The sequence below is a fragment of the Enterobacter cloacae complex sp. 418I7 genome (genome assembly GCF_050030705.1).
Lineage (GTDB): Bacteria > Pseudomonadota > Gammaproteobacteria > Enterobacterales > Enterobacteriaceae > Enterobacter > Enterobacter intestinihominis.
Genome location: NZ_JBLGUU010000001.1, coordinates 3,729,748 through 3,749,854, shown reverse-complemented (window position 1 = coordinate 3,749,854; position 20,107 = coordinate 3,729,748). Strand labels below are relative to the sequence as shown.

21 protein-coding genes and 1 tRNA gene are annotated in these 20,107 nt (G+C 55.6%); 13 read left to right on the top strand and 9 right to left on the bottom strand.

From position 1 onward, the window contains the following. Positions 1-33 precede the first annotated feature (33 nt). Positions 34-777 (top strand): SDR family oxidoreductase, encoded by a 744-nt coding sequence (locus ACQG0S_RS18035; RefSeq protein ID WP_022649314.1) that lies wholly within the window; start codon positions 34-36, stop codon positions 775-777. A 2-nt stretch (positions 778-779) separates the two neighbouring features. Here ACQG0S_RS18035 and ACQG0S_RS18030 read toward each other — a convergent pair whose 3' ends face one another. The 6 genes from ACQG0S_RS18030 to ACQG0S_RS18005 form a co-directional block, all read right to left on the bottom strand. Then, entirely contained in the window at positions 780-1,280 is a 501-nt protein-coding gene (locus ACQG0S_RS18030; RefSeq protein WP_048966710.1) for a protein disulfide oxidoreductase, read from the bottom strand. After that, positions 1,270-1,872 (bottom strand): DsbA family protein, encoded by a 603-nt coding sequence (locus ACQG0S_RS18025; protein ID WP_023298545.1) that lies wholly within the window; start codon positions 1,870-1,872, stop codon positions 1,270-1,272. Before ACQG0S_RS18025 ends, ACQG0S_RS18030 begins: the two co-directional genes overlap by 11 nt. A 1-nt stretch (position 1,873) precedes the next feature. Beyond that, positions 1,874-3,883 carry a protein-disulfide reductase DsbD family protein gene (locus tag ACQG0S_RS18020; RefSeq protein WP_048966709.1) on the bottom strand — a complete coding sequence of 670 codons (2,010 nt, stop codon included), beginning with the start codon at positions 3,881-3,883 and terminating at the stop codon, positions 1,874-1,876. A gap of 48 nt (positions 3,884-3,931) precedes the next feature. Then, positions 3,932-4,291, bottom strand: coding sequence for a hypothetical protein (locus ACQG0S_RS18015; protein ID WP_022649310.1), 360 nt, complete (start codon positions 4,289-4,291; stop codon positions 3,932-3,934). A gap of 124 nt (positions 4,292-4,415) precedes the next feature. Next, positions 4,416-5,849, bottom strand: coding sequence for a 6-phospho-beta-glucosidase BglA (bglA, locus tag ACQG0S_RS18010; protein ID WP_023306887.1), 1,434 nt, complete (start codon positions 5,847-5,849; stop codon positions 4,416-4,418). Between the two features lie 116 nt (positions 5,850-5,965). After that, positions 5,966-6,697: a MurR/RpiR family transcriptional regulator gene (locus ACQG0S_RS18005; RefSeq protein WP_022649308.1), complete on the bottom strand. Its 732-nt coding sequence runs from the start codon at positions 6,695-6,697 to the stop codon at positions 5,966-5,968. A gap of 266 nt (positions 6,698-6,963) precedes the next feature. Between ACQG0S_RS18005 and trhA the strand changes: the two genes are divergently transcribed. After that, positions 6,964-7,623: a PAQR family membrane homeostasis protein TrhA gene (gene trhA, locus ACQG0S_RS18000; protein ID WP_022649307.1), complete on the top strand. Its 660-nt coding sequence runs from the start codon at positions 6,964-6,966 to the stop codon at positions 7,621-7,623. 520 nt (positions 7,624-8,143) lie between these two features. On the opposite strand, the gene ygfZ is transcribed toward trhA, so the two are convergent. Further along, entirely contained in the window at positions 8,144-9,124 is a 981-nt protein-coding gene (gene ygfZ / locus ACQG0S_RS17995; protein WP_048965618.1) for a tRNA-modifying protein YgfZ, read from the bottom strand. 294 nt (positions 9,125-9,418) lie between these two features. Between ygfZ and sdhE the strand changes: the two genes are divergently transcribed. Next, a complete protein-coding gene (sdhE, locus tag ACQG0S_RS17990; protein ID WP_003863437.1) occupies positions 9,419-9,685 on the top strand; it encodes an FAD assembly factor SdhE in 267 nt (88 codons plus the stop codon). Further along, positions 9,666-10,076 (top strand): protein YgfX, encoded by a 411-nt coding sequence (locus tag ACQG0S_RS17985; RefSeq protein ID WP_022649305.1) that lies wholly within the window; start codon positions 9,666-9,668, stop codon positions 10,074-10,076. The genes sdhE and ACQG0S_RS17985 overlap by 20 nt, the downstream gene beginning before the upstream one ends. Before the next feature lies 1 nt (position 10,077). Here the strand turns inward: ACQG0S_RS17985 and fldB are convergent, their stop codons facing one another. Further along, positions 10,078-10,599: a flavodoxin FldB gene (gene fldB / locus ACQG0S_RS17980; RefSeq protein WP_023306886.1), complete on the bottom strand. Its 522-nt coding sequence runs from the start codon at positions 10,597-10,599 to the stop codon at positions 10,078-10,080. 101 nt (positions 10,600-10,700) lie between these two features. Here fldB and xerD point away from each other — a divergent pair, with 101 nt between their 5' ends. From xerD to lysS, 5 genes are all read left to right on the top strand, one after another. Then, positions 10,701-11,597 carry a site-specific tyrosine recombinase XerD gene (gene xerD, locus ACQG0S_RS17975; RefSeq protein ID WP_048965619.1) on the top strand — a complete coding sequence of 299 codons (897 nt, stop codon included), beginning with the start codon at positions 10,701-10,703 and terminating at the stop codon, positions 11,595-11,597. Between the two features lie 28 nt (positions 11,598-11,625). Beyond that, positions 11,626-12,339 carry a bifunctional protein-disulfide isomerase/oxidoreductase DsbC gene (gene dsbC, locus ACQG0S_RS17970; RefSeq protein WP_022649304.1) on the top strand — a complete coding sequence of 238 codons (714 nt, stop codon included), beginning with the start codon at positions 11,626-11,628 and terminating at the stop codon, positions 12,337-12,339. Between the two features lie 5 nt (positions 12,340-12,344). Next, the gene (gene recJ, locus ACQG0S_RS17965; RefSeq protein WP_048965620.1) at positions 12,345-14,078 is read left to right on the top strand and encodes a single-stranded-DNA-specific exonuclease RecJ; all 1,734 of its coding nucleotides are present in this window, start codon (positions 12,345-12,347) and stop codon (positions 14,076-14,078) included. Between the two features lie 90 nt (positions 14,079-14,168). Then, positions 14,169-15,267, top strand: a protein-coding gene (gene prfB, locus ACQG0S_RS17960; protein WP_115438011.1) for a peptide chain release factor 2 whose coding sequence is annotated in 2 segments (ribosomal slippage) — positions 14,169-14,243 and positions 14,245-15,267 — 1,098 coding nt in all. Because the reading frame shifts where the segments join, the coding sequence is not laid out codon by codon here. Between the two features lie 9 nt (positions 15,268-15,276). Continuing rightward, positions 15,277-16,794, top strand: coding sequence for a lysine--tRNA ligase (gene lysS, locus ACQG0S_RS17955; protein WP_022649302.1), 1,518 nt, complete (start codon positions 15,277-15,279; stop codon positions 16,792-16,794). A gap of 48 nt (positions 16,795-16,842) precedes the next feature. On the opposite strand, the gene idi is transcribed toward lysS, so the two are convergent. Further along, on the bottom strand, positions 16,843-17,385 hold the full coding sequence (idi, locus tag ACQG0S_RS17950) for an isopentenyl-diphosphate Delta-isomerase (RefSeq protein ID WP_032676492.1): 543 nt from the start codon (positions 17,383-17,385) through the stop codon (positions 16,843-16,845). 163 nt (positions 17,386-17,548) lie between these two features. On the opposite strand from idi, the gene actS reads away from it, so the two are divergent. The 4 genes from actS to ACQG0S_RS17930 all read left to right on the top strand — a co-directional run bounded on the left by actS (position 17,549) and on the right by ACQG0S_RS17930 (position 20,073). After that, positions 17,549-18,289: an amidase activator ActS gene (gene actS / locus ACQG0S_RS17945; protein ID WP_048965622.1), complete on the top strand. Its 741-nt coding sequence runs from the start codon at positions 17,549-17,551 to the stop codon at positions 18,287-18,289. A gap of 80 nt (positions 18,290-18,369) precedes the next feature. Next, a tRNA-Gly gene (locus tag ACQG0S_RS17940) sits at positions 18,370-18,443 on the top strand. Between the two features lie 542 nt (positions 18,444-18,985). Further along, entirely contained in the window at positions 18,986-19,552 is a 567-nt protein-coding gene (locus ACQG0S_RS17935; protein WP_080396957.1) for a hypothetical protein, read from the top strand. A gap of 23 nt (positions 19,553-19,575) precedes the next feature. Next, on the top strand, positions 19,576-20,073 hold the full coding sequence (locus tag ACQG0S_RS17930; RefSeq protein ID WP_057059866.1) for a hypothetical protein: 498 nt from the start codon (positions 19,576-19,578) through the stop codon (positions 20,071-20,073). The last annotated feature ends 34 nt before the right edge of the window (positions 20,074-20,107 follow it).

Below are 20,107 nucleotides of genomic sequence, written 5' to 3'. Positions count from 1 at the left end.
GCCGCCACCCGGCTTTTTTATTTGGAGAACAGAATGGCAATTGCATTGGTCACCGGCGCCAGCCGGGGTATTGGTAAAGCCACCGCGCTACAGCTGGCAAGCGAAGGCTACACCGTTGCGGTGAATTTTCATCACAACATCAAAGCCGCGACAGAGGTCATTAATCAGATCGTGGACGCGGGCGGTAAGGCCTTTGCCGTGCGCGCGGATATCAGCGATGAATCGCAGGTGATGGCGATGTTCGACAGCATCGATCGCGAAGGTGAGCCGCTCGCCGCGCTGGTGAACAACGCCGGGATTTTGTTTGAACAATCCTCCATCGAAAACCTCTCCGCTGAACGTATTAACCGCGTGCTGTCCACCAACGTCACTGGCTATTTTCTCTGCTGCCGTGAGGCGGTGAAGCGCATGTCGCATAAACACGGCGGCAAGGGCGGCGCGATTGTGAATGTCTCCTCGGCGGCCTCACGACTGGGCGCACCGGGGGAGTATGTGGATTATGCTGCCTCCAAAGGGGCCGTGGATTCCCTGACAACCGGCCTCGCGCTGGAGGTGGCGGCGCAGGGTATTCGCGTTAACTGCGTGCGGCCAGGCCTGATTTATACCGATATTCACGCCTCCGGCGGCGAGCCGGGGCGTGTGGATCGGGTGAAGTCGCTGTTACCGATGCAGCGTGGCGGTCAGCCGGAGGAGGTCGCCCAGGCCATTACCTGGCTGCTGAGCGACAAAGCCTCCTATGTCACCGGTAGCTTCCTGGAGCTGGCTGGCGGGAAGTAACGCTACGACGCCAGCCACAGCCGCAGGCGCATTCCCCAGCCGCTGGTCCAGCCGGTGGTGATCGACTTCACTTCACCGTGAGAGATCACCACAAGCGTTGGCGTCACCTGAACGTCCCACTGACGCGCCAGTTCTCCGCTGGCGTCGTTGACCGTGGGCATCATCGCCTTCTTCTTCCTCATCCATGTTTCGAGCGTCGCGTTATCGCCTGAGCGCAGCGCAACCGACATCACGTTACCCCCGTCCGCGGCAATCGCCGCCACCGACGGCGTGGTGTAGCGGCAGACGCCGCACCATGTCGCCCAGACGTAGACCAGCAGCGGTCGCTCCTTACTCATGGCCATAAGATCGACGGGCTGACCGTCGAGGGTGTGCAGTGCCGTCGCGGAGAAATTCTGCGGCAGCGCGGGCTGGCGGAAATAGTCCACCGCCAGGCTCACGGCTACGCCAATCAGCAGCCACACGGCCAGCTCGCGCAGCAGGCGCGGAAGCTTACTTGCCACGGGCGTTTGCCAGCTGTTCTTTGACCAGCCCCTCCAGATCGTCATACGGGATTGCGCCCGCCACCATCTGGTCACCGATGATGGTCGCCGGGGTGCCCTGAATATTCAGCACCTGCGCCAGGATCAGGTTCATCTTTACGCTGTCCATAGTTTTATCATCGGTTTTGATGCTGTCCGTCCCGGTCTTCACCTGCGCGGCGGCGATGCTGGCGTCATCGTGATAGCCCTTTTTCATCATCAGCCGCTGGTGTAGTGCCCAGAATTGATCCGGCGCCTGCTGCCACGTTGAGAGCGCCGCTTTCGCGGCATTTACCGAGCTTTGTCCCTTGAACGGCAGCAGTTTGATGATGAGCTGCACGTCGGGATTATCGTGCACGATTTTCTCCAGCATTGGGTCGAACTGCTTGCAATACGGGCAGTTGTAGTCTGTGAAGGAGACGATGGTGAGCTTCGGCGATGTCGCGCCGGTTCGCGGGCTGTTGGGGTCGTTAAACAGCAGTTTTGCCAGCTGGTCGTTGGAAGCGTCATCTGACGGTGCGGCGAAACCGAACGTTGATAACGACAGCAGAAGTAAGGCAACGAAGGTTCTCATGTTATTTTCCTTTTGCATCGGACAGGGTGCTCAGCACCGCTTCGCGGCTTAACAACGCAGGCAGCACGTGGCCCTGCGGTAATCCCGGTCCGTAGATCTGGTTAAACGGCACGGCGGCGCTGCCGCGCGTGGTTAAAAACTGGCTGATGGTATCTGAGGGGCGGCTCCAGTCGCCGCGCAGGGCGACAACGTCCGGGGCGGAGAGCGCGACCTGCACGTCGTCGCGCAGCAGTACGTTGTATTTATTGGCTTTACAGGTCACGCACCAGTCGGCGGTCACGTCGACGAACACCCGTTTGTTCTCCGCCAGCGCGCGGACAATGGCCTGCTCGCTGAGCGGCTGCCAGTGAATACGATCGCGGCGGGAGCCCTCGCCGCCGGAGCCGGAAACAAACGCGACTACCCCGGCCACCAGTACAGCTAATACCCCGGCGCGCAGTGCCGTTTGCCAGCGGTAGCGCCAGGCGGTGACCAGCAGCAGCGCAAGGATCAGTAGCACGCCCAGCGTAATGACCGGCAGGCTGCCAATGTGCACCGTCAGCAGGCTCAGCAGCCACAGCGATGAGCCGAGCATCATCATCCCCAGCACTACGCGTACAACGTTCATCCAGCGCCCCGGACGCGGCAACCGCTGGGCCAGCCCCGGCCAGGCCGCCACCAGCAGCCACGGCAGGCTCATGCCGATACCCATCGCCAGGAAGATCCCCCACAGCAGGGGAAGCGGTGCCGCCAGCGCGACCGAGACCGCCGTCCCCAGGAACGGCGCGGTGCAGGGTGTCGCCAGCAGCGTGGCAAACGCGCCTTGCCAGAAATGACCCGCAAGCCCGTTGCCGCCGCGCGTGGCGAGGAAGGTGCTGGCGCCGGAAGGGAGACGGATTTCAAACAACCCCAGCAGGCTGGCGCTGAAGAGCACCATTACCAGCGCCATCGCGGCAATAAACCACGGGTTCTGGAACTGGATCCCCCAGCCGAGCGCCTGATTGCCTAAACGTAATACCGTCATCATCAGCGCCAGTGCGAGGAACGAGATCACGATCCCGGCTACCGATGCAAGAAACTGTCGGCGTACCTGACCCCGCGCCTGCCGTTCGGTTTGCATCAGCGTGCCCAGCTTCATGGCCAGCACGGGCAGTACGCAGGGCATGACGTTAAGGATCAGACCACCAGCCAGCGCCATCAGCAGCACCCAGCCTAACGGGAGCGTCGGCGCGGCGTTCCCCGGCTGAATGCTCAGGCTGGACTCCTGCGCCTGCCCGCTATCGGCCAGAACCAGCGACAGGGTTTTGCCGCTGAGGTTGGGCGCGGCCTCGCCCCAGCTGTCCGTCACGGGCACGGTGGCGACCAGCGAATCACCGCGCATGGTGAGGGCCGGTTTGCCGAAATCAACATCATCCATACCGTCGATAAACAGCGACGGCGCCTGCCAGCCTGCGTCACGCTGCGCCGTTACGGTCAGCTTGCCGGGGGCATAGGTGGCGTTAAGCGTTGAGGTCAACCCGCCGCTGAGGGGAAGGGTGCCCATGGCCCGACTGAAATCGTAATCAAAACTGGCGCCTGCGGATGCGGTCATGTTCAGTGAAAACGGGTAGTCGGTAAGAATACAGACGTTGCTACAGGTGGAGAGAGTCAGCACGCCGCTCAGGATCGTCGGGACGTCGCCCCGCAGAGTGAGGGGAAAGCTGACATCGCCGTGATAGCCCTGCGTGGTGATGCCCGCGACGTCGAAACGCTGCGGCACAGGCCAGCGCCAGATCGCCTCGACGGGCTGATGCCATTTAATCGCGGGTGCGACGCCGCCTTCGCCCGGCGAGCGCCAGTAGGTTTTCCAGCCTTTTTGCAGGGCGACGTCCAGCAGCAGGCGGGTTTCGCCAGTGCTTTCAGGTTGCGCACGCAGCCTGACGCTGGCGTGCTGATTATCGGCGGCGCGCAGCCAGCCGCTGTCGGCAGCCTGGCTGAGGGGCAGCCATAGCCAAAGCAGGCAGACCAGCAGTCGCCTGAATACAGTAAACATAAATTTTCTCCGTAAATGATGAATTAACCTGAAGTAACAGGCGAAGGCTCATTCACGGAAGACGCATAATCGCAGATGCACCCTTAACCGGGGCGGGGAGATAACGCGGGGAGGCCACTGCCGTTCGCGGCGCGGTGGACTGGCTGCCAGCAACGCAAGCAGCAGGGTGACGGCAATCAGGGCGCCTTCAAACAAAACAGGCGGGACCGACATCAGCGACTTGGCGCTTAGCTCACACGGGGTTACCGGTGCGTCGGCACTCTCCTGCCCCTGCTGAACAGACTGGCTCGTGGCGGTGACGTTCATGACAAGCGCGTGCATCCCGGCCATCCGCTGGGCGGTACATATCAGCACCACCAGACAGGCCAGGGCTACAAGCAGGATAGCGTTGCGTTGTCGCTTAATCATGTTCGCCTCAAATATTCAGGATGCCTATATTATCGGGCGAACATATTTTGGCAACGCAAAAGCTGTAAAGAAGTGTCTGGAAGATAAGCAGTTTGCCCTCTCCGCTTGCAGAGAGGGCAAGCCATTACAGCGTTTCGCCGTTGCTGGCAATGACGGTTTTATACCACTCAAAGCTCTTCTTACGGGAGCGGGACATGTCACCGGTGCCGTCGTCGTGCTTGTTGACGTAGATAAAGCCGTAGCGCTTGCTGTACTGGCCGGTGGTGAAGGAGACGCAGTCGATGCAGCCCCACGGAGTGTAGCCCATCAGATCCACGCCGTCGTACGTCACGGCCTTCATCATCTCTTCCACGTGGGCGCGCAGGTAGTCGATGCGGTAGTCATCGTTGATGCTGCCGTCCTCTTCCACCTTGTCGTAGGCGCCGAAACCATTTTCCACGATAAACAGTGGCTTCTGGTAGCGCTCGTACAGTTCACACAGCGAATAACGCAGGCCCACAGGGTCAATCTGCCAGCCCCAGTCGGACGCCTTGACGTGTGGGTTCGGCACGCTGCCCTCGAAGCCGGAAATGGCATCACCGGTGCCGCCTTCCGCTTTGACCGCGTTGGTCATGTAGTAGCTGAAACCTAAGTAATCGCAGGTGCCTTCACGCAGGATCTGCTCGTCGCCTGCTTCCATTTTGATGGAGAAGCCACGGCGTTCCCACTCGTTCAGCACGTAAGACGGGTAGTAGCCGCGTAGCTGTACGTCGGTAAAGACGTAGCGCTCGCGCATGGATTCCTGAGCGAACATCACATCTTCTGGCTTGCAGGAGTACGGATAGAGCGCCACCATCGCCAGCATGCAGCCGACTTTCATCTCCGGGTTAATGCGGCGGGCGGCTTTCACCGCCAGCGCGCTGGCCACGAACTGGTGGTGCAGCACCTGGTACATGGTCTCTTCCGGGTTGTCGTGCTCGGTATAGACCACGCCAGAGCAGCAGTAGCCGAACAGTGGCGCACGCCAGTTGCGCTGGTTGTTGATTTCGTTGAAGGTCATCCAGTATTTGACCTTATTTTTGTAGCGCTCAAATACCACTTCCGAGAAGCGTACAAAGAAATCGACTACTTTACGGTTGGTCCATCCGCCGTATTCCTGAACAAGGTGCAGCGGCATTTCAAAGTGGGAGAGGGTGATCACCGGCTCGATGTTGTACTTCAGCAGTTCATCGAACATGTCGTCGTAAAACTTCAGCCCCTCTTCGTTTGGCTGAGTTTCGTCGCCTTTCGGGAAGATGCGCGTCCAGGCGATAGAGGTACGGAAACATTTGAAGCCCATCTCGGCAAACAGCTTGATGTCTTCTTTGTAATGGCCGTAAAAGTCGACGGCTTCGTGGTTCGGGTAATATTTGCCTTCAATCACTTCCTGCGTGATTTCACGCGGAACGCCGTGTGCGCCGCCGGTGAGCACGTCGCAAATGCTTGGCCCTTTGCCGCCTTTGTTCCAGCCGCCTTCAACCTGGTGCGCCGCCACCGCGCCGCCCCATAAAAAATCTTTCGGTAAAGTGAGTTTTTTCATCTTTGCTATTCTCAATTCAGGACTTATTGATTTCGAGTCTAGCAAAGCGGAAATAAATGTCACGATATAACATTTTGCGGGAATTGTAATTTGTCACATCAAAAAAACAGGATGTTTTATTCTGTTAATTTCTTCGCCAGTTTCCGGCCTAATGATTCAAGAATATAGATGACGGGAATTTGGGTGGTTATATCGTAAACGCCGCCTATGCGCGTTTGGGGGACATGCCAGGAGAGATTAAAGTCCGCCAGTTTCGCGAGACGAGAATGTTCGTGGCTGGTGACAGAGAGTACCTTGCAGCGATGCAGGCTGAACTGGCTGGCGAAGCGCAGGATTTCCTCGGTTTCTCCGGAGACGGAAAGTACAATGGCCAGTGCATTTTTAGCCATATCGTTAGTGACCGGGAAATAAGGATCGTCGATATGGTTGCTGAATTTCCCGATATTTGAAAAGAAACGTGCGCCATATTTTGCCAGCGATCCGGACGTGCCTGCGCCAACAAAAATAATTCGTTCAGATGATAAAATAATATCGACGGCTTTATCTAATAACGCATCGAACTCTTCGTTATTTACGCTTTTAAAGAAGCTGATAATTTCACTGGCACCAAAATTCGCCTGCTGCGGCTCGTTCTGCTCCAGATAGAGTTTAAAGCGCACCCGAAATTCCGAGTAGCCTTCGCAGTTGAGCTTTCGGCAGAAGCGCAGGATAGTAGTGGTAGAGACTCCCGCCGCATCCGCCAGCTCGCGGATGGTCATGTACATCACTTTGTCACGGTTCTTAATGACATAGTTGTAGACCATCATTTCCAGATTGTTGAGGCTGGCAATGGCGGAATGGCTGAACATACTCACAATGGCTAAACTCGCTGTCGGACACTATCCCTGAAGCATACCATGATGACGAAGGGTGAGAGACGGATTTATCGCCTTGATTACTCAGGTGTTAATGAAATCATTTACACCTGTGCGGTGGATTTATTTTGCATTATACTGATTTGTAAGGATAAATCTTGATTATGGATTTATTTTAGCTAACAGGTGTTCACTGGAATCATTCTCAGTTAGCATAGACTGGCGATGAATAATCATCTTTTGTTTTCCCGGAGTTAAGTATGGTGAGCAGACCATTAATCGCACAGGGATATTCGCTGGCTGAGGAAGTAGCCAACAGTATAAGCCATGGCATTGGCCTGGTGTTTGGGATTGTCGGCTTAGTATTGCTGCTGGTGCAGGCGGTAGATACCAACGCCAGCGCGATGGCCATTACCAGCTACAGCCTGTATGGCGGGAGTATGATCCTGCTTTTCCTTGCCTCAACGCTGTATCACGCTATTCCGCATCAACGGGCGAAGATATGGCTCAAGAAATTTGACCACTGCGCAATCTATCTTCTCATTGCAGGCACTTACACGCCATTTTTGCTGGTGGGGCTCAACTCACCGCTGTCGCGTGGCCTGATGATTGTAATCTGGAGCCTGGCGCTGCTGGGGATCCTGTTCAAGCTGACCATCGCGCACCGGTTCAAAGTATTGTCGCTGGTCACCTATCTGACAATGGGCTGGCTGTCGCTGATTGTGGTGTATCAGTTAGCCATTAAGCTGGCGGTGGGGGGCGTGACGCTTCTGGCGGTGGGCGGAGTGATCTACTCGCTGGGCGTGATTTTCTACGTCTGCAAGCGTATCCCGTACAACCATGCCATCTGGCACGGCTTTGTGCTGGGCGGCAGCGTGTGCCACTTTCTGGCAATTTATCTGTATGTTGGTCAGGTGTAGTTTTTTTGTAAGGTGCGGTCTGATGCCCTCACCCCGACCCTCTCCCGGTGGGCTGAGGGTTCCCCACAAATTAATGCGAGCACTGAGCAATCCCCTCGCCCCTCCGGGGAGAGGGTTAGGGTGAGGGGAACATACGGCGGTGGTGGTCATTCCGTTCACTTTATGTTCCTTGCTACTCTGTCACGACATGACCGGTGAACGTGCCAGGGTGGCTCAGTCGCCACCACCCTGGCGACCCGGGCTTCCGGCGGAAAATCGCCGCTTCGCGGTGCCTTCGGCTTATTCCTTCCGGCTTATCGGGGACGGGCGGAGGTAACATCCCTGTAAAGCCCGCCCTCTCGGCGCATCCCTGCGCCTCGCCCCGGCCTACAGGAAACGCCTCAGCGATTTACAGCCGGACCGAGGCATCGCTGAAAGCCCTCAGTTATTCTGAGGCAACGTTATCGCTTTTGCTTTCAAATTACTGGGGATCCCTCAGCCCACAGGGAGAGGGAGAATATCAACACCGGGCGATACAGCATCAATCTTCCAGTGAATACGGCAGCGGCTCAATGCTGAGCGTGTTTGCATCGTCCCGCACGCGGAACACGCTGTCGGGCTCCATATCATTATTCATGACAACCTGCACCAGCAGGCGGCCATCATCGAGCTGGACGGCGGCTAACACGGTGCCGGTACGGCGCCAGTTTTCGCCCATCTTCATCTCGAGATCTTCACCCGCTTCCGGCACACGGCTGGCGTGACCAGCCAGCGTCCACAGGGCGCGTTTGTTCGCGCCGCGGAATTTCGCACGCGCCACCATTTCCTGTCCGGTGTAGCAGCCCTTCTTAAAGCTGATACCACCCAGCGCCTGGATGTTTGTCGCCTGCGGGATAAACTGCGCGCTGTTTGCCGCGTCAATAACTGGCAGGCCCGCTTCGATGTTCAGCGCCAGCCACTGCTGGCTGTTGTTGAGCTGTGCTTCACCGCGCAGGGCGTCAGTGACGCGTTCCGCCGTTGCTTCGTCGGTTACCAGCAGGAAGCGCTCCGCAGGGTGTTCGAACCACAGAATGGAGGTTTCTCCCTCGCTGATCAGCTGTTTTCCGGCATCCGGTAGCTCGGCAAACAGGTTTTTCAGCGCTGCACGCGCCTGGAAACCCGCTACCCCCAGCAGAATGTGTTCATCGTCCGGGGCGATGGTGACTTTAGAAAAGACCGCGTATTTTTTCAGCTCTTTAAGCTGGGCGTCACGCAGGCTGCGACGCTCAATGAAGGCGAATCCGTCCTGACGGCGGAACAGACGCAGGTTGCTCCACATTTTTCCTTTTGGATCGCAATGCGCGGCCAGCAGATGCTGGTGCTCAGTCAACTGCGCCACGTCCGCCGTGACCTGGCCTTGCAGGTATTTTTCGCTGTCCGCACCGGTCAGTGTCGCCAGTGCCCAGTCATCAAGAGTAATCAGCGTCAGCGGCAGACGCGCAGAGGCGGCGGGCTGGCGAGGAGAAAATGGTGTAAATGCCATAGTGATGTCCTGAATTGCTTAACGCTTTGATAATACCTAATGGTAAAAGAGACTGTATTCAATGCAAGCGCTTTCAGCAGGCCATTCGTGCCATTACGCGGTTATGCGTGGCGCTACGCAAAATAGTGTAATCCGCTGTCTTTATAAGGATTATTCAGGAAGCCTGCTCGAGGTTCGCAATATTCCAGTAAAGAAACGGTCAAAAACACGTTACACTAGCAGGTGTTCCCGAAGAGCAATAATGAATACCGAACGGGATACCGACTGTGCCAAACGTAATGCAGGAAACAGAACATGGATATTAACAACAAGGCCCGTATTCACTGGGCGTGCCGTCGCGGCATGCGTGAACTTGATATCTCCATCATGCCTTTCTTCGAGTATGAGTACGACAGCTTAAGCGATGACGATAAGCGCCTGTTTGTCCGTCTGCTTGAGTCCGACGATCCGGATTTATTCAACTGGCTGATGAATCACGGCAAGCCCGCCGACACCGAGTTGCAACGGATGGTGCAATTAATTCAAACACGGAATCAGGAACGTGGTCCTGTGGCAATCTGATCTTCGCGTCTCGTGGCGCTCACAGTGGATGTCCTTACTGCTCCACGGTCTGGTCGCGGCAATGGTGTTATTGGTGCCGTGGCCGCTAAGCTATACCCCTCTGTGGCTGCTTTTGCTGTCGTTTGTAGTGTTTGACAGCGTGCGCAGCCAGCGTCGAATCAACGCCCGTCAGGGTGAAATTAAGCTGCTGATGGATTCTCGCCTGCGCTGGCAGGGAAAAGAGTGGGAAATGATAGGGACGCCGTGGATGCTCAACACCGGGATGATGCTACGGCTGCGTCGGGTCGAGGACAATCGTCGCCAGCACCTGTGGCTGGCAGCAGACAGTATGGATCCTGCGGAGTGGCGAGATCTGCGCCGGTTGATCGTGCAACAGCCGACGCAGGAGTAAATCAGCTGAACTGCTCGGCCATCTCACCCAGAATCTGCTCGCACCAGTTCTGGAGGCGCTCGTCGCTAAGATCGTACTGGTTGGTTTCATCCAGCGCGAGCCCGACAAACAGCTGACCGTCGGCAATAATCGGTTTTTGACTGGTGAACTCATAGCCTTCCGTAGGCCAGTAGCCGATAAAGGTCGCGCCCTTTGGCGCCAGTTTGTCGTGCAGCATGCCGAGTGCGTCAAGGAACCACTCCCCGTAGCCCAACTGGTCGCCCATGCCGTACATCGCAATGATTTTGCCTTCAAAATTGACTGAATCGAGCTGATCCCAGATCGCTTCCCAGTCTTCCTGAATCTCACCAAAGTCCCAGGTAGGGATACCCAGAATCAGCACATCGTACTGCTCCATCAAGGCAACCGCGTCATCTTTCAGGTTATGCAACGTCACCAGTTCCGGGCCAATAATGTCGCGAATTTTCTCCGCCGCCATTTCGGTGTAGCAGGTGCTGGAACCATAGAACAGACCAATATTCATCGCGTAACTATCTCAATTCTTGCTATGACTTTGCGCGTAGTGTACCAGAAACCGATGGCAATCAGGCATAATGGCCAGATTGCAGAACCATAGGGGTTGATGTGGAAAAGGATCTCGCACTCATCGAACAGTTTCTCGACGCGCTGTGGCTGGAGAAAAACCTCGCTGACAATACGCTCAGCGCCTATCGTCGGGATCTCACTCTGCTGGTCGAGTGGCTGGCGCACCGGGGGCTGACGCTTGAAAGCGCACAAAGCGATGACCTGCAAGGGTTACTGGCTGAGCGGATGGAAGGGGGGTACAAAGCCACCAGCTCCGCACGTCTGCTGAGCGCCATGCGCCGCCTGTTCCAGCACCTTTACCGCGAGAAGATCCGCGCGGATGATCCCAGCGCACTGCTGGCATCGCCTAAACTACCTCAGCGGCTGCCAAAAGATCTCAGCGAAGCGCAAGTTGAGAGATTATTACAGTCGCCCGCAGTTGACCTTCCGCTGGAGTTACGCGATAAAGCCATGCTTGAACTATTGTATGCCACGGGCTTGCGCGTTTCTGAGCTGGTGGGCCTGACGATGAGCGATATCAGCCTGCGTCAGGGCGTGGTGCGCGTTATCGGTAAAGGGAACAAAGAACGGCTGGTGCCGCTGGGTGAAGAGGCAGTCTACTGGCTGGAGACGTATCTGGAACACGGGCGTCCGTGGCTGCTGAACGGCGTCTCCATAGATGTATTATTCCCGAGCCAGCGCGCGCAGCAGATGACGCGACAAACGTTCTGGCATCGCATTAAACATTACGCCACACTGGCGGGTATTGACAGTGAGAAGCTGTCGCCGCACGTTTTGCGTCACGCCTTCGCGACGCATCTGTTAAACCACGGCGCGGATTTACGCGTGGTGCAGATGTTGCTTGGACACAGCGATCTTTCAACGACGCAAATATACACCCATGTCGCGACGGAACGCCTGCGGCAGCTACACCAACAGCACCACCCTCGCGCGTGAGTGCCGACGAATTGTTACAGGATCATATATGAAAAAGTCTTTAGCGCTGTTCACCCTGCTGGCAGCTTCGGTTTCCGGTTTTGCCCATGCGGATGATGCCGCCATTAAACAGTCTCTGACGAAACTCGGCGTCGCCAGCAGCGAGATCCAGCCAGCGCCGGTGGCTGGCATGAAAACGGTGCTGACCAACAGCGGCGTGCTGTACGTGACCGAAGACGGAAAGCACATCATTCAGGGGCCAATGTACGACGTGAGCGGTGCGCAGCCGGTGAACGTCACCAACCAGCTACTGATGAAAAACCTGAATGCGCTCGAAAAAGAGATGATTGTCTACAAAGCGGCGCAGGAAAAGCACGTCATTACCGTCTTCACCGACATCACCTGCGGCTACTGCCACAAGCTGCATGAAGAGATGAAAGACTACAACGCGCTGGGCATTACCGTGCGTTACCTGGCCTTCCCACGCGCTGGCGTGCAGAGTCAGCCTGAGCAGGATATGAAAGCGATCTGGTGTGCGAAAGACCGCAACAAGGCCTTTGATGATGCGATGAACGGTAAAGGCGTGAAGCCCGCCTCCTGCGATATCGACATCGCTAACCACTACGCGCTGGGCGTACAGTTTGGCGTGAGCGGTACGCCAGCCATTGTGCTGAGCAACGGCTATGTGGTGCCGGGCTACCAGGGGCCAAAAGAGATGAAAGCGTTCCTCGACGAACACCAGAAACAGACGGGTGGTAAATAATTCGCGTGAAAGCCCCGATAAAACTGCGCCGCCGCGATGCGGTTGAAACCGCGGATTTACCAGATACGCTTCCGCTGCTGTTAAAGCGGTTGTACGCCAGCCGTGGCGTGCGTACGGCAAGCGATCTTGAGCGCAGCGTTAAAGGCATGCTGCCCTGGCAAGCGCTGAGTGGCATCGAAAAAGCGACTGAAATGCTCTACGACGCGTTCCGTGACGGGACGCGGATTGTCGTGGTGGGCGATTTCGATGCCGACGGCGCAACCAGTACCGCGCTGAGCGTACTCAGCCTGCGTGCGCTGGGCTGCGATAACGTGGCTTACCTGGTGCCGAACCGGTTTGAAGACGGCTACGGCCTCAGCCCGGAAGTGGTCGATCAGGCCCATGCCCGTGGTGCACAGATGATCATGACCGTGGATAACGGGATCTCTTCTCATGCGGGGGTCGATCATGCCCATGCGCTGGGGATCCCGGTACTGGTCACCGATCACCACCTGCCAGGAGAAACCCTGCCAGACGCCGAAGCCATCATTAACCCGAACCTGCGCGACTGCGATTTCCCGTCGAAATCGCTGGCCGGAGTAGGGGTGGCGTTTTATCTGATGCTGGCGTTACGCACGTTGCTGCGTGATAAGGGCTGGTTCGAATCGCGCGGGATTGCCGTGCCGAACCTCGCGGAGTATCTCGATCTGGTGGCGCTGGGAACCGTGGCGGACGTGGTGCCGCTCGATACCAATAACCGTATTCTCACCTGGCAGGGCTTGAGCCGCATTCGGGCGGGCAAATGCCGTCCGGGGATCAAGGCGCTGCTGGAAATTGCCAACCGCGATCCGCTGAAGCTTGCGGCAAGCGATTTGGGTTTTGCCCTCGGCCCGCGCCTGAACGCGGCGGGGCGGCTGGACGATATGTCGGTTGGCGTTGCGCTGCTCCTGTGCGACAACATCGGCGAAGCGCGCGTGCTGGCCAGTGAGCTGGACGCACTCAACCAGACCCGTAAAGAGATTGAGCAGGGGATGCAGGCCGAAGCGCTGACCCTGTGTGAAAAGCTGGAGCGCAGCGGCGATAACCTGCCGGGCGGGCTGGCGATGTATCACCCCGAATGGCACCAGGGCGTGGTGGGCATTCTGGCGTCGCGTATTAAAGAGCGTTTCCACCGCCCGGTGATCGCGTTCGCCCCCGCCGGGGACGGCACGCTGAAAGGCTCCGGTCGTTCCATTCAGGGGCTGCATATGCGCGATGCGCTGGAGCGTCTGGATACGCTGCATCCGGGGTTGATGATTAAGTTCGGCGGTCACGCGATGGCGGCAGGCCTGTCGCTGGAAGAGGCGAAGTTCGACGAGTTCCAGCGTCTGTTTGGCGAACTGGTCACCGAGTGGATCGATCCGTCTCTGTTGCAGGGTGAAGTGGTTTCTGACGGCGAGCTTTCTCCGGCTGAAATGACCATGGAGGTGGCGCAGATGCTGCGCGATGCCGGCCCGTGGGGGCAGATGTTCCCGGAGCCGCTTTTCGACGGACGTTTTCGTTTGCTGCAACAGCGCATCGTGGGCGAACGCCATCTCAAAGTGATGGTGGAACCGGTCGGCGGCGGGCCGCTGCTCGACGGCATCGCCTTTAACGTTGATACCTCCATCTGGCCGGACAACGGCGTGCGCGAGGTTGAGCTGGCCTATAAGCTGGATATTAACGAGTTCCGCGGTAACCGCACCCTTCAGATCATCATCGACAATATCTGGCCAATTTAGCGTCAGTAATCTCTATAAAAAAGGGCGTGGATTCGGTACAATCCCGCTCTTATCACCGCATTTTGACAAGCTCATAAAAGAAAACAGACCATGTTTGAAATTAATCCGGTAAAAAACCGCATTCAGGACCTCACGGAGCGCTCTGACGTTCTTAGGGGGTATCTTTGACTACGATGCCAAGAAAGAGCGTCTCGAAGAAGTAAACGCCGAGCTGGAACAGCCGGACGTCTGGAACGAACCTGAACGCGCGCAGGCGCTGGGTAAAGAACGTTCCTCCCTCGAAGCCATCGTAGATACGCTGGATCAAATGGCGCAGGGTCTGGAAGATGTTTCTGGGCTGCTGGAGCTGGCTGTCGAAGCCGACGACGAAGAAACCTTTAACGAAGCCGTGGCAGAGCTCAACGTGCTGGAAGAGAAGCTGGCGCAGCTGGAATTCCGTCGCATGTTCTCCGGCGAATACGACAGCGCTGACTGCTATCTCGATATTCAGGCAGGCTCTGGCGGTACCGAAGCGCAGGACTGGGCCAGCATGCTGATGCGTATGTATCTGCGCTGGGCAGAAGCGCGCGGTTTCAAAACCGAGATTATCGAAGAGTCCGAAGGTGAAGTGGCGGGTATCAAGTCCGTCACCATTAAGATTATTGGCGATTACGCCTACGGCTGGCTGCGTACTGAAACCGGCGTTCACCGCCTGGTGCGTAAGAGCCCGTTCGATTCCGGTGGCCGTCGCCACACCTCCTTCAGCTCCGCGTTTGTCTACCCGGAAGTGGATGAAGATATCGATATCGACATCAACCCGGCTGACCTGCGCATCGACGTGTACCGCGCATCCGGCGCGGGCGGTCAGCACGTTAACCGTACGGAATCTGCGGTGCGTATTACCCACATTCCAACCGGGCTGGTAACACAGTGCCAGAACGACCGTTCCCAGCATAAGAACAAAGACCAGGCCATGAAGCAGATGAAAGCGAAGCTTTATGAGCTGGAGATGCAGAAGAAAAATGCTGAGAAGCAGGCGATGGAAGACAACAAGTCCGACATCGGCTGGGGCAGCCAGATCCGTTCTTACGTCCTTGATGACTCCCGCATCAAAGACCTGCGTACCGGGGTTGAAACCCGTAACACGCAGGCGGTGCTGGACGGCAGCCTGGATCAATTTATCGAAGCAAGTTTGAAAGCTGGGTTATGAGGAACCAACATGTCTGAACAACAATCACAGGGCGCTGACGCGGTAGTCGATCTTAATAACGAACTGAAAACCCGCCGCGAGAAGCTTGCAGCGCTGCGCGAGCAGGGCGTGCCGTTCCCGAACGATTTTCGTCGTGACCACACCTCAGACCAACTGCACGCAGACTTCGACGGTAAAGAGAACGAAGAGCTTGAAGCGCTGAACGTTGAAGTGTCCGTGGCGGGCCGCATGATGACCCGTCGTATCATGGGTAAAGCCTCCTTCGTGACCTTACAGGACGTTGGCGGCCGCATTCAGCTGTATGTCTCTCGTGACGACCTGCCGGAAGGCATCTATAACGAGCAGTTCAAGAAGTGGGACCTGGGCGACATCCTGGGCGCTAAAGGTAAACTGTTCAAAACCAAGACCGGTGAACTGTCTATCCACTGCACCGAGCTGCGTCTGCTGACCAAAGCCCTGCGCCCGCTGCCGGACAAGTTCCACGGTTTGCAGGATCAGGAAGCGCGCTATCGTCAGCGCTACCTGGATCTCATCTCTAATGATGAATCCCGTAAGACCTTCAAAATTCGCTCCCAGATCATGGCCGGTATTCGCCAGTTCATGGTTAACCGCGACTTTATGGAAGTAGAAACCCCGATGATGCAGGTGATCCCAGGCGGTGCCTCTGCCCGTCCGTTCATCACCCATCACAACGCCCTGGACCTGGACATGTACCTGCGTATCGCGCCGGAACTGTACCTGAAGCGTCTGGTGGTCGGTGGTTTCGACCGCGTGTTCGAGATCAACCGTAACTTCCGTAACGAAGGTATTTCCGTACGTCATAACCCAGAGTTCACCATGATGGAACTCTATATGGCGTATGCGGATTACAAAGATCTGATCGAGCTGACCGAATCCCTGTTCCGCACCCTGGCGCAGGATATTCTGGGCACCACGCAGGTCCCTTACGGTGAAGAAGTGTTCGACTTCGGCAAGCCGTTCGAAAAACTGACCATGCGCGAAGCGATCAAGAAATACCGTCCGGAAACCAACATGGCGGATCTGGACAATTTCGACTCTGCGAAAGCGATCGCTGAAAGCATCGGTATTAAGGTTGAGAAGAGCTGGGGTCTGGGCCGTATCGTGACCGAGATCTTCGAAGAAGTGGCCGAAGCGCACCTGATTCAGCCGACCTTCATCACCGAATACCCGGCGGAAGTGTCTCCGCTGGCGCGTCGTAATGACGAGAACCCGGAAATCACTGACCGCTTCGAATTCTTCATCGGTGGCCGCGAAATCGGTAACGGCTTTAGCGAGCTGAACGATGCAGAAGATCAGGCGCAGCGTTTCCAGGATCAGGTTAACGCGAAAGCGGCAGGCGACGACGAAGCGATGTTCTTCGACGAAGACTACGTAACCGCGCTGGAACACGGCCTGCCGCCGACGGCTGGCCTGGGTATTGGTATCGACCGTATGGTGATGCTGTTCACCAACAGCCACACCATCCGCGACGTGATCCTGTTCCCGGCGATGCGTCCGGTGAAATAAGCCGTTAAGACGTAAAAAAAGCCCCGTGCGTTTATCGCCGGGGCTTTTTTATTGCGCCGCAAAAGCGCTGAGTTTTTCGCGCGCAGTGTTCGCTTCCTGCACCATCCACGGACTAAATGCCCACGGTGTGGCGTCCAGCGCGCGGAAGAGCGCGTCCAGCTCCACCCACTGATACTCCATCACTTCGTCGCTATTGATTGCGAGGGTATTCGTTACGCGGGCGGCATAGACCGGGCAGATTTCGTTTTCAACGATCCCTGAAGGGTCGGCTTCACGGTAGCGGAACTCCGGGGCAACGGGAGTGATGTCTATGATTTCGGCGCCGACTTCAAAGCGGCAGCGGCGGATAATCGCCTGCTCTGTCGCTTCGTCGGCCTGTGGATGTCCGCAAACGGAGTTGGTCCACACGCCGGGCCAGGCTTTTTTACTTAAGGCGCGCCGGGTAATCAGACATTCTCCGTTAGCGTTAAACAGCCATGAAGAGAAGGCCAGGTGAAGCGGGGTGTGTGACGTGTGCGCGGCGTACTTCTCCTGAGTGCCAATCACCTTTCCCTGGTCATTTACCAAAATAACGTGTTCTTGAATACTCATTGATGCTCCAGTGCCATAATGCTTAATGGTTCAGCACCATCAGCGGAATTATTATACTGCATTCTTATGCAAACGGTTTGGCCCACAGAGCGGAAAAGGGCATGACCCGCATCAGTTTGGGCTGCTATCATAGTGCGCCATTCACGCTGACCGAGGAGCTGTTTTGTTTGCAGGAAGCCTGACGAGAAACCCGATCATTGCCGTTTTCTGCCTGACGCTGACGCTACTTGTAGCAGGATGCTCGGGGAGTAAATCTTCGGATATGGGCAGTTATTCCGGTGCCGTCTATACCGTTAAGCGCGGGGACACGCTCTACCGCATCTCACGTGCCACGGGGACCAGCGTGAAGGAGCTGGCGCGCCTGAATAATATCTCTCCACCGTATACCATTGAGATAGGGCAAAAGCTCAAGGTTAACGGCGGTTCCTCCTCAGGGAATAAGTCCTCAACGCGTAAAACAGCCAAAGTGACGCCATCCTATCAGGTGCCTAAATCATCCTGGCCGCCGGTCGGTCAGCGCTGCTGGATCTGGCCTGCAAGCGGAAAAGTGGTTGCGCCGTACTCGCTCTCGGAAGGGGGCAATAAAGGTATTGATATCGCTGCCGCACGCGGCACGCCGGTTTACGCTTCAGGGGCCGGGAAGGTGGTCTATGTCGGTAACCAGCTTCGTGGATACGGTAACCTGATCATGATTAAGCATGGTGAGGACTACATTACGGCATATGCGCATAACGACACGATGTTGGTGAATAATGGCCAGAACGTGAAGGCGGGGCAGAAGATTGCGACCATGGGCAGTACCGGGACGGATACGGTGAAGCTGCATTTCCAGATCCGCTATAAGGCCACGGCCATCGATCCGCAGCGTTATCTTCCGGTGCAGGGCAGTAAACCGAAGTGCTAAGTGATTATTTAATCGCCACTTAGTGGGGTAAAGGCTTGTATGAAGAGGCGTAAGGTCTATAATGCCTTACGCACCTCAAAGCGGGCGTAGTTCAATGGTAGAACGAGAGCTTCCCAAGCTCTATACGAGGGTTCGATTCCCTTCGCCCGCTCCAGAATCTCCCCAGGTGGAACCGTTCGAAAAACTCCGGTTCTTTCAGCATGTTACGCAGTAGTGCTTACTAACATGCTTAGGCGTTCTACCATAGTTCACTACTTTGAGACTTGTCACGAATGGTTACTCGGTGAAATGAGAGTGTAGCTAATCGTCGGCGGTGGTTTCAAGTTCTTACCGCGATAGTCCAACAATGAACGCAAAGCCTACACCAGGCAGCGACGGATCGCACTTCTCATAACCTTACAGTGAAGCGCATTTTTTGCCGATGCTCCCACATGCCACACGTCGAGATGACGTTGCAGGGAATAAACAGGTTTATGGTGGTGTTCGTACCTGCACACGAAATGCAGGCTCTGCCAGCGGTTCGGCCTCGCTCCTTCGGGTACATGGTCATCCTGATAAACTTCACTGTCTGACATACCCTGATGTTGTCGCCTAACGGCTCCGCGCGTTGTCTTACCACCAACGGGCTTATTGGCTGCTATTCCCTTAATTTAAGTATGGTACTATGTAGGGAAAATCTTAAAAGAAGGGTGGTTTATGGGCTGGTCTTCGTTGGTTAAGATAACCATTGGTACATTTCTATTAGCTGGGTTGTCGTTCTCTACATACGCGAAGAACTGCAAGAAAGGTATACCATGCGGTAATTCGTGCATTGCGGTTGGAAAAACGTGCAGGATTGGATCAAGCACCTCTTCTGCGTATAAAAATTATTCTTACTCTTACCCATCATCTTCTTTTCATAGTTCAACCCCTTACTCCTCTTCACATTCCCCATCAGCGAAGGTTGAGGGAAAAAACACAGCTTCAACTGCGAAAACCTATCTCTGTCAGTACGCTATTGCAGCAGTACAGAATGGTAGAATAGGTGCTTTACGTGTGCTGGGTAGTGCAGAGGTAACGTTGTATGTCGATAGCTTCAAAGCTAACCGTTTAAACGGTACATACCTGCTCTCACCAAAGCTGAAAACTAACGGTAAGTTGATGATGGCAGATGATAAAAGCAAAGTGTATGCCTATGATTCGTCGCTGATGAACTTTGCAATTAGTGACCGCATCGCAAGAAGCACTGAGCAATGGGATAATTGTAAACTGGTTCACAATTAATAAACTCAATTCGTGGGGATGGAATGAAAAAATTACTAATGGCTTTCGTGATTCTAACTTTACCTCTGCTCTCATTCGCTAAGGGTATTGGTTATGGAAATACTAAATGGGACATGAATCCGTCAGAAGTTGTTGCGGCTCAGGGCAATGGCGCACATTTGATCTCACCAGAGAAGTATAAGGATAATTTTGGGAAAGTGCGGATTGATAATGTATCGATCGGTAGCGGTCTTTATACTGTCACATTCCTTTTTAATAGCGCAGATCGTCTTGTACAAACGAATGTAGCCAGTAATGAGAAAAAAAATGAAGGTATCGCTGCGAGTCAATTTGGCACATTGAGTCAATTGTTAACTCAGAAGTATGGGAAACCTGAGTTTTCAGATTCAGATAAAGCAACCTGGAAACTTCCTGACACTACGGTTGAGTTAAGTAAGATGGTCATTTCTGGGATCATGGCCCAAACAGTTGTTCGTTACATTCCAAACAGTAGGGTGGCAAGCGATACTTCTAATCTTTAAGCCCTTACGCAACGAACGCACCTAATACCATAAA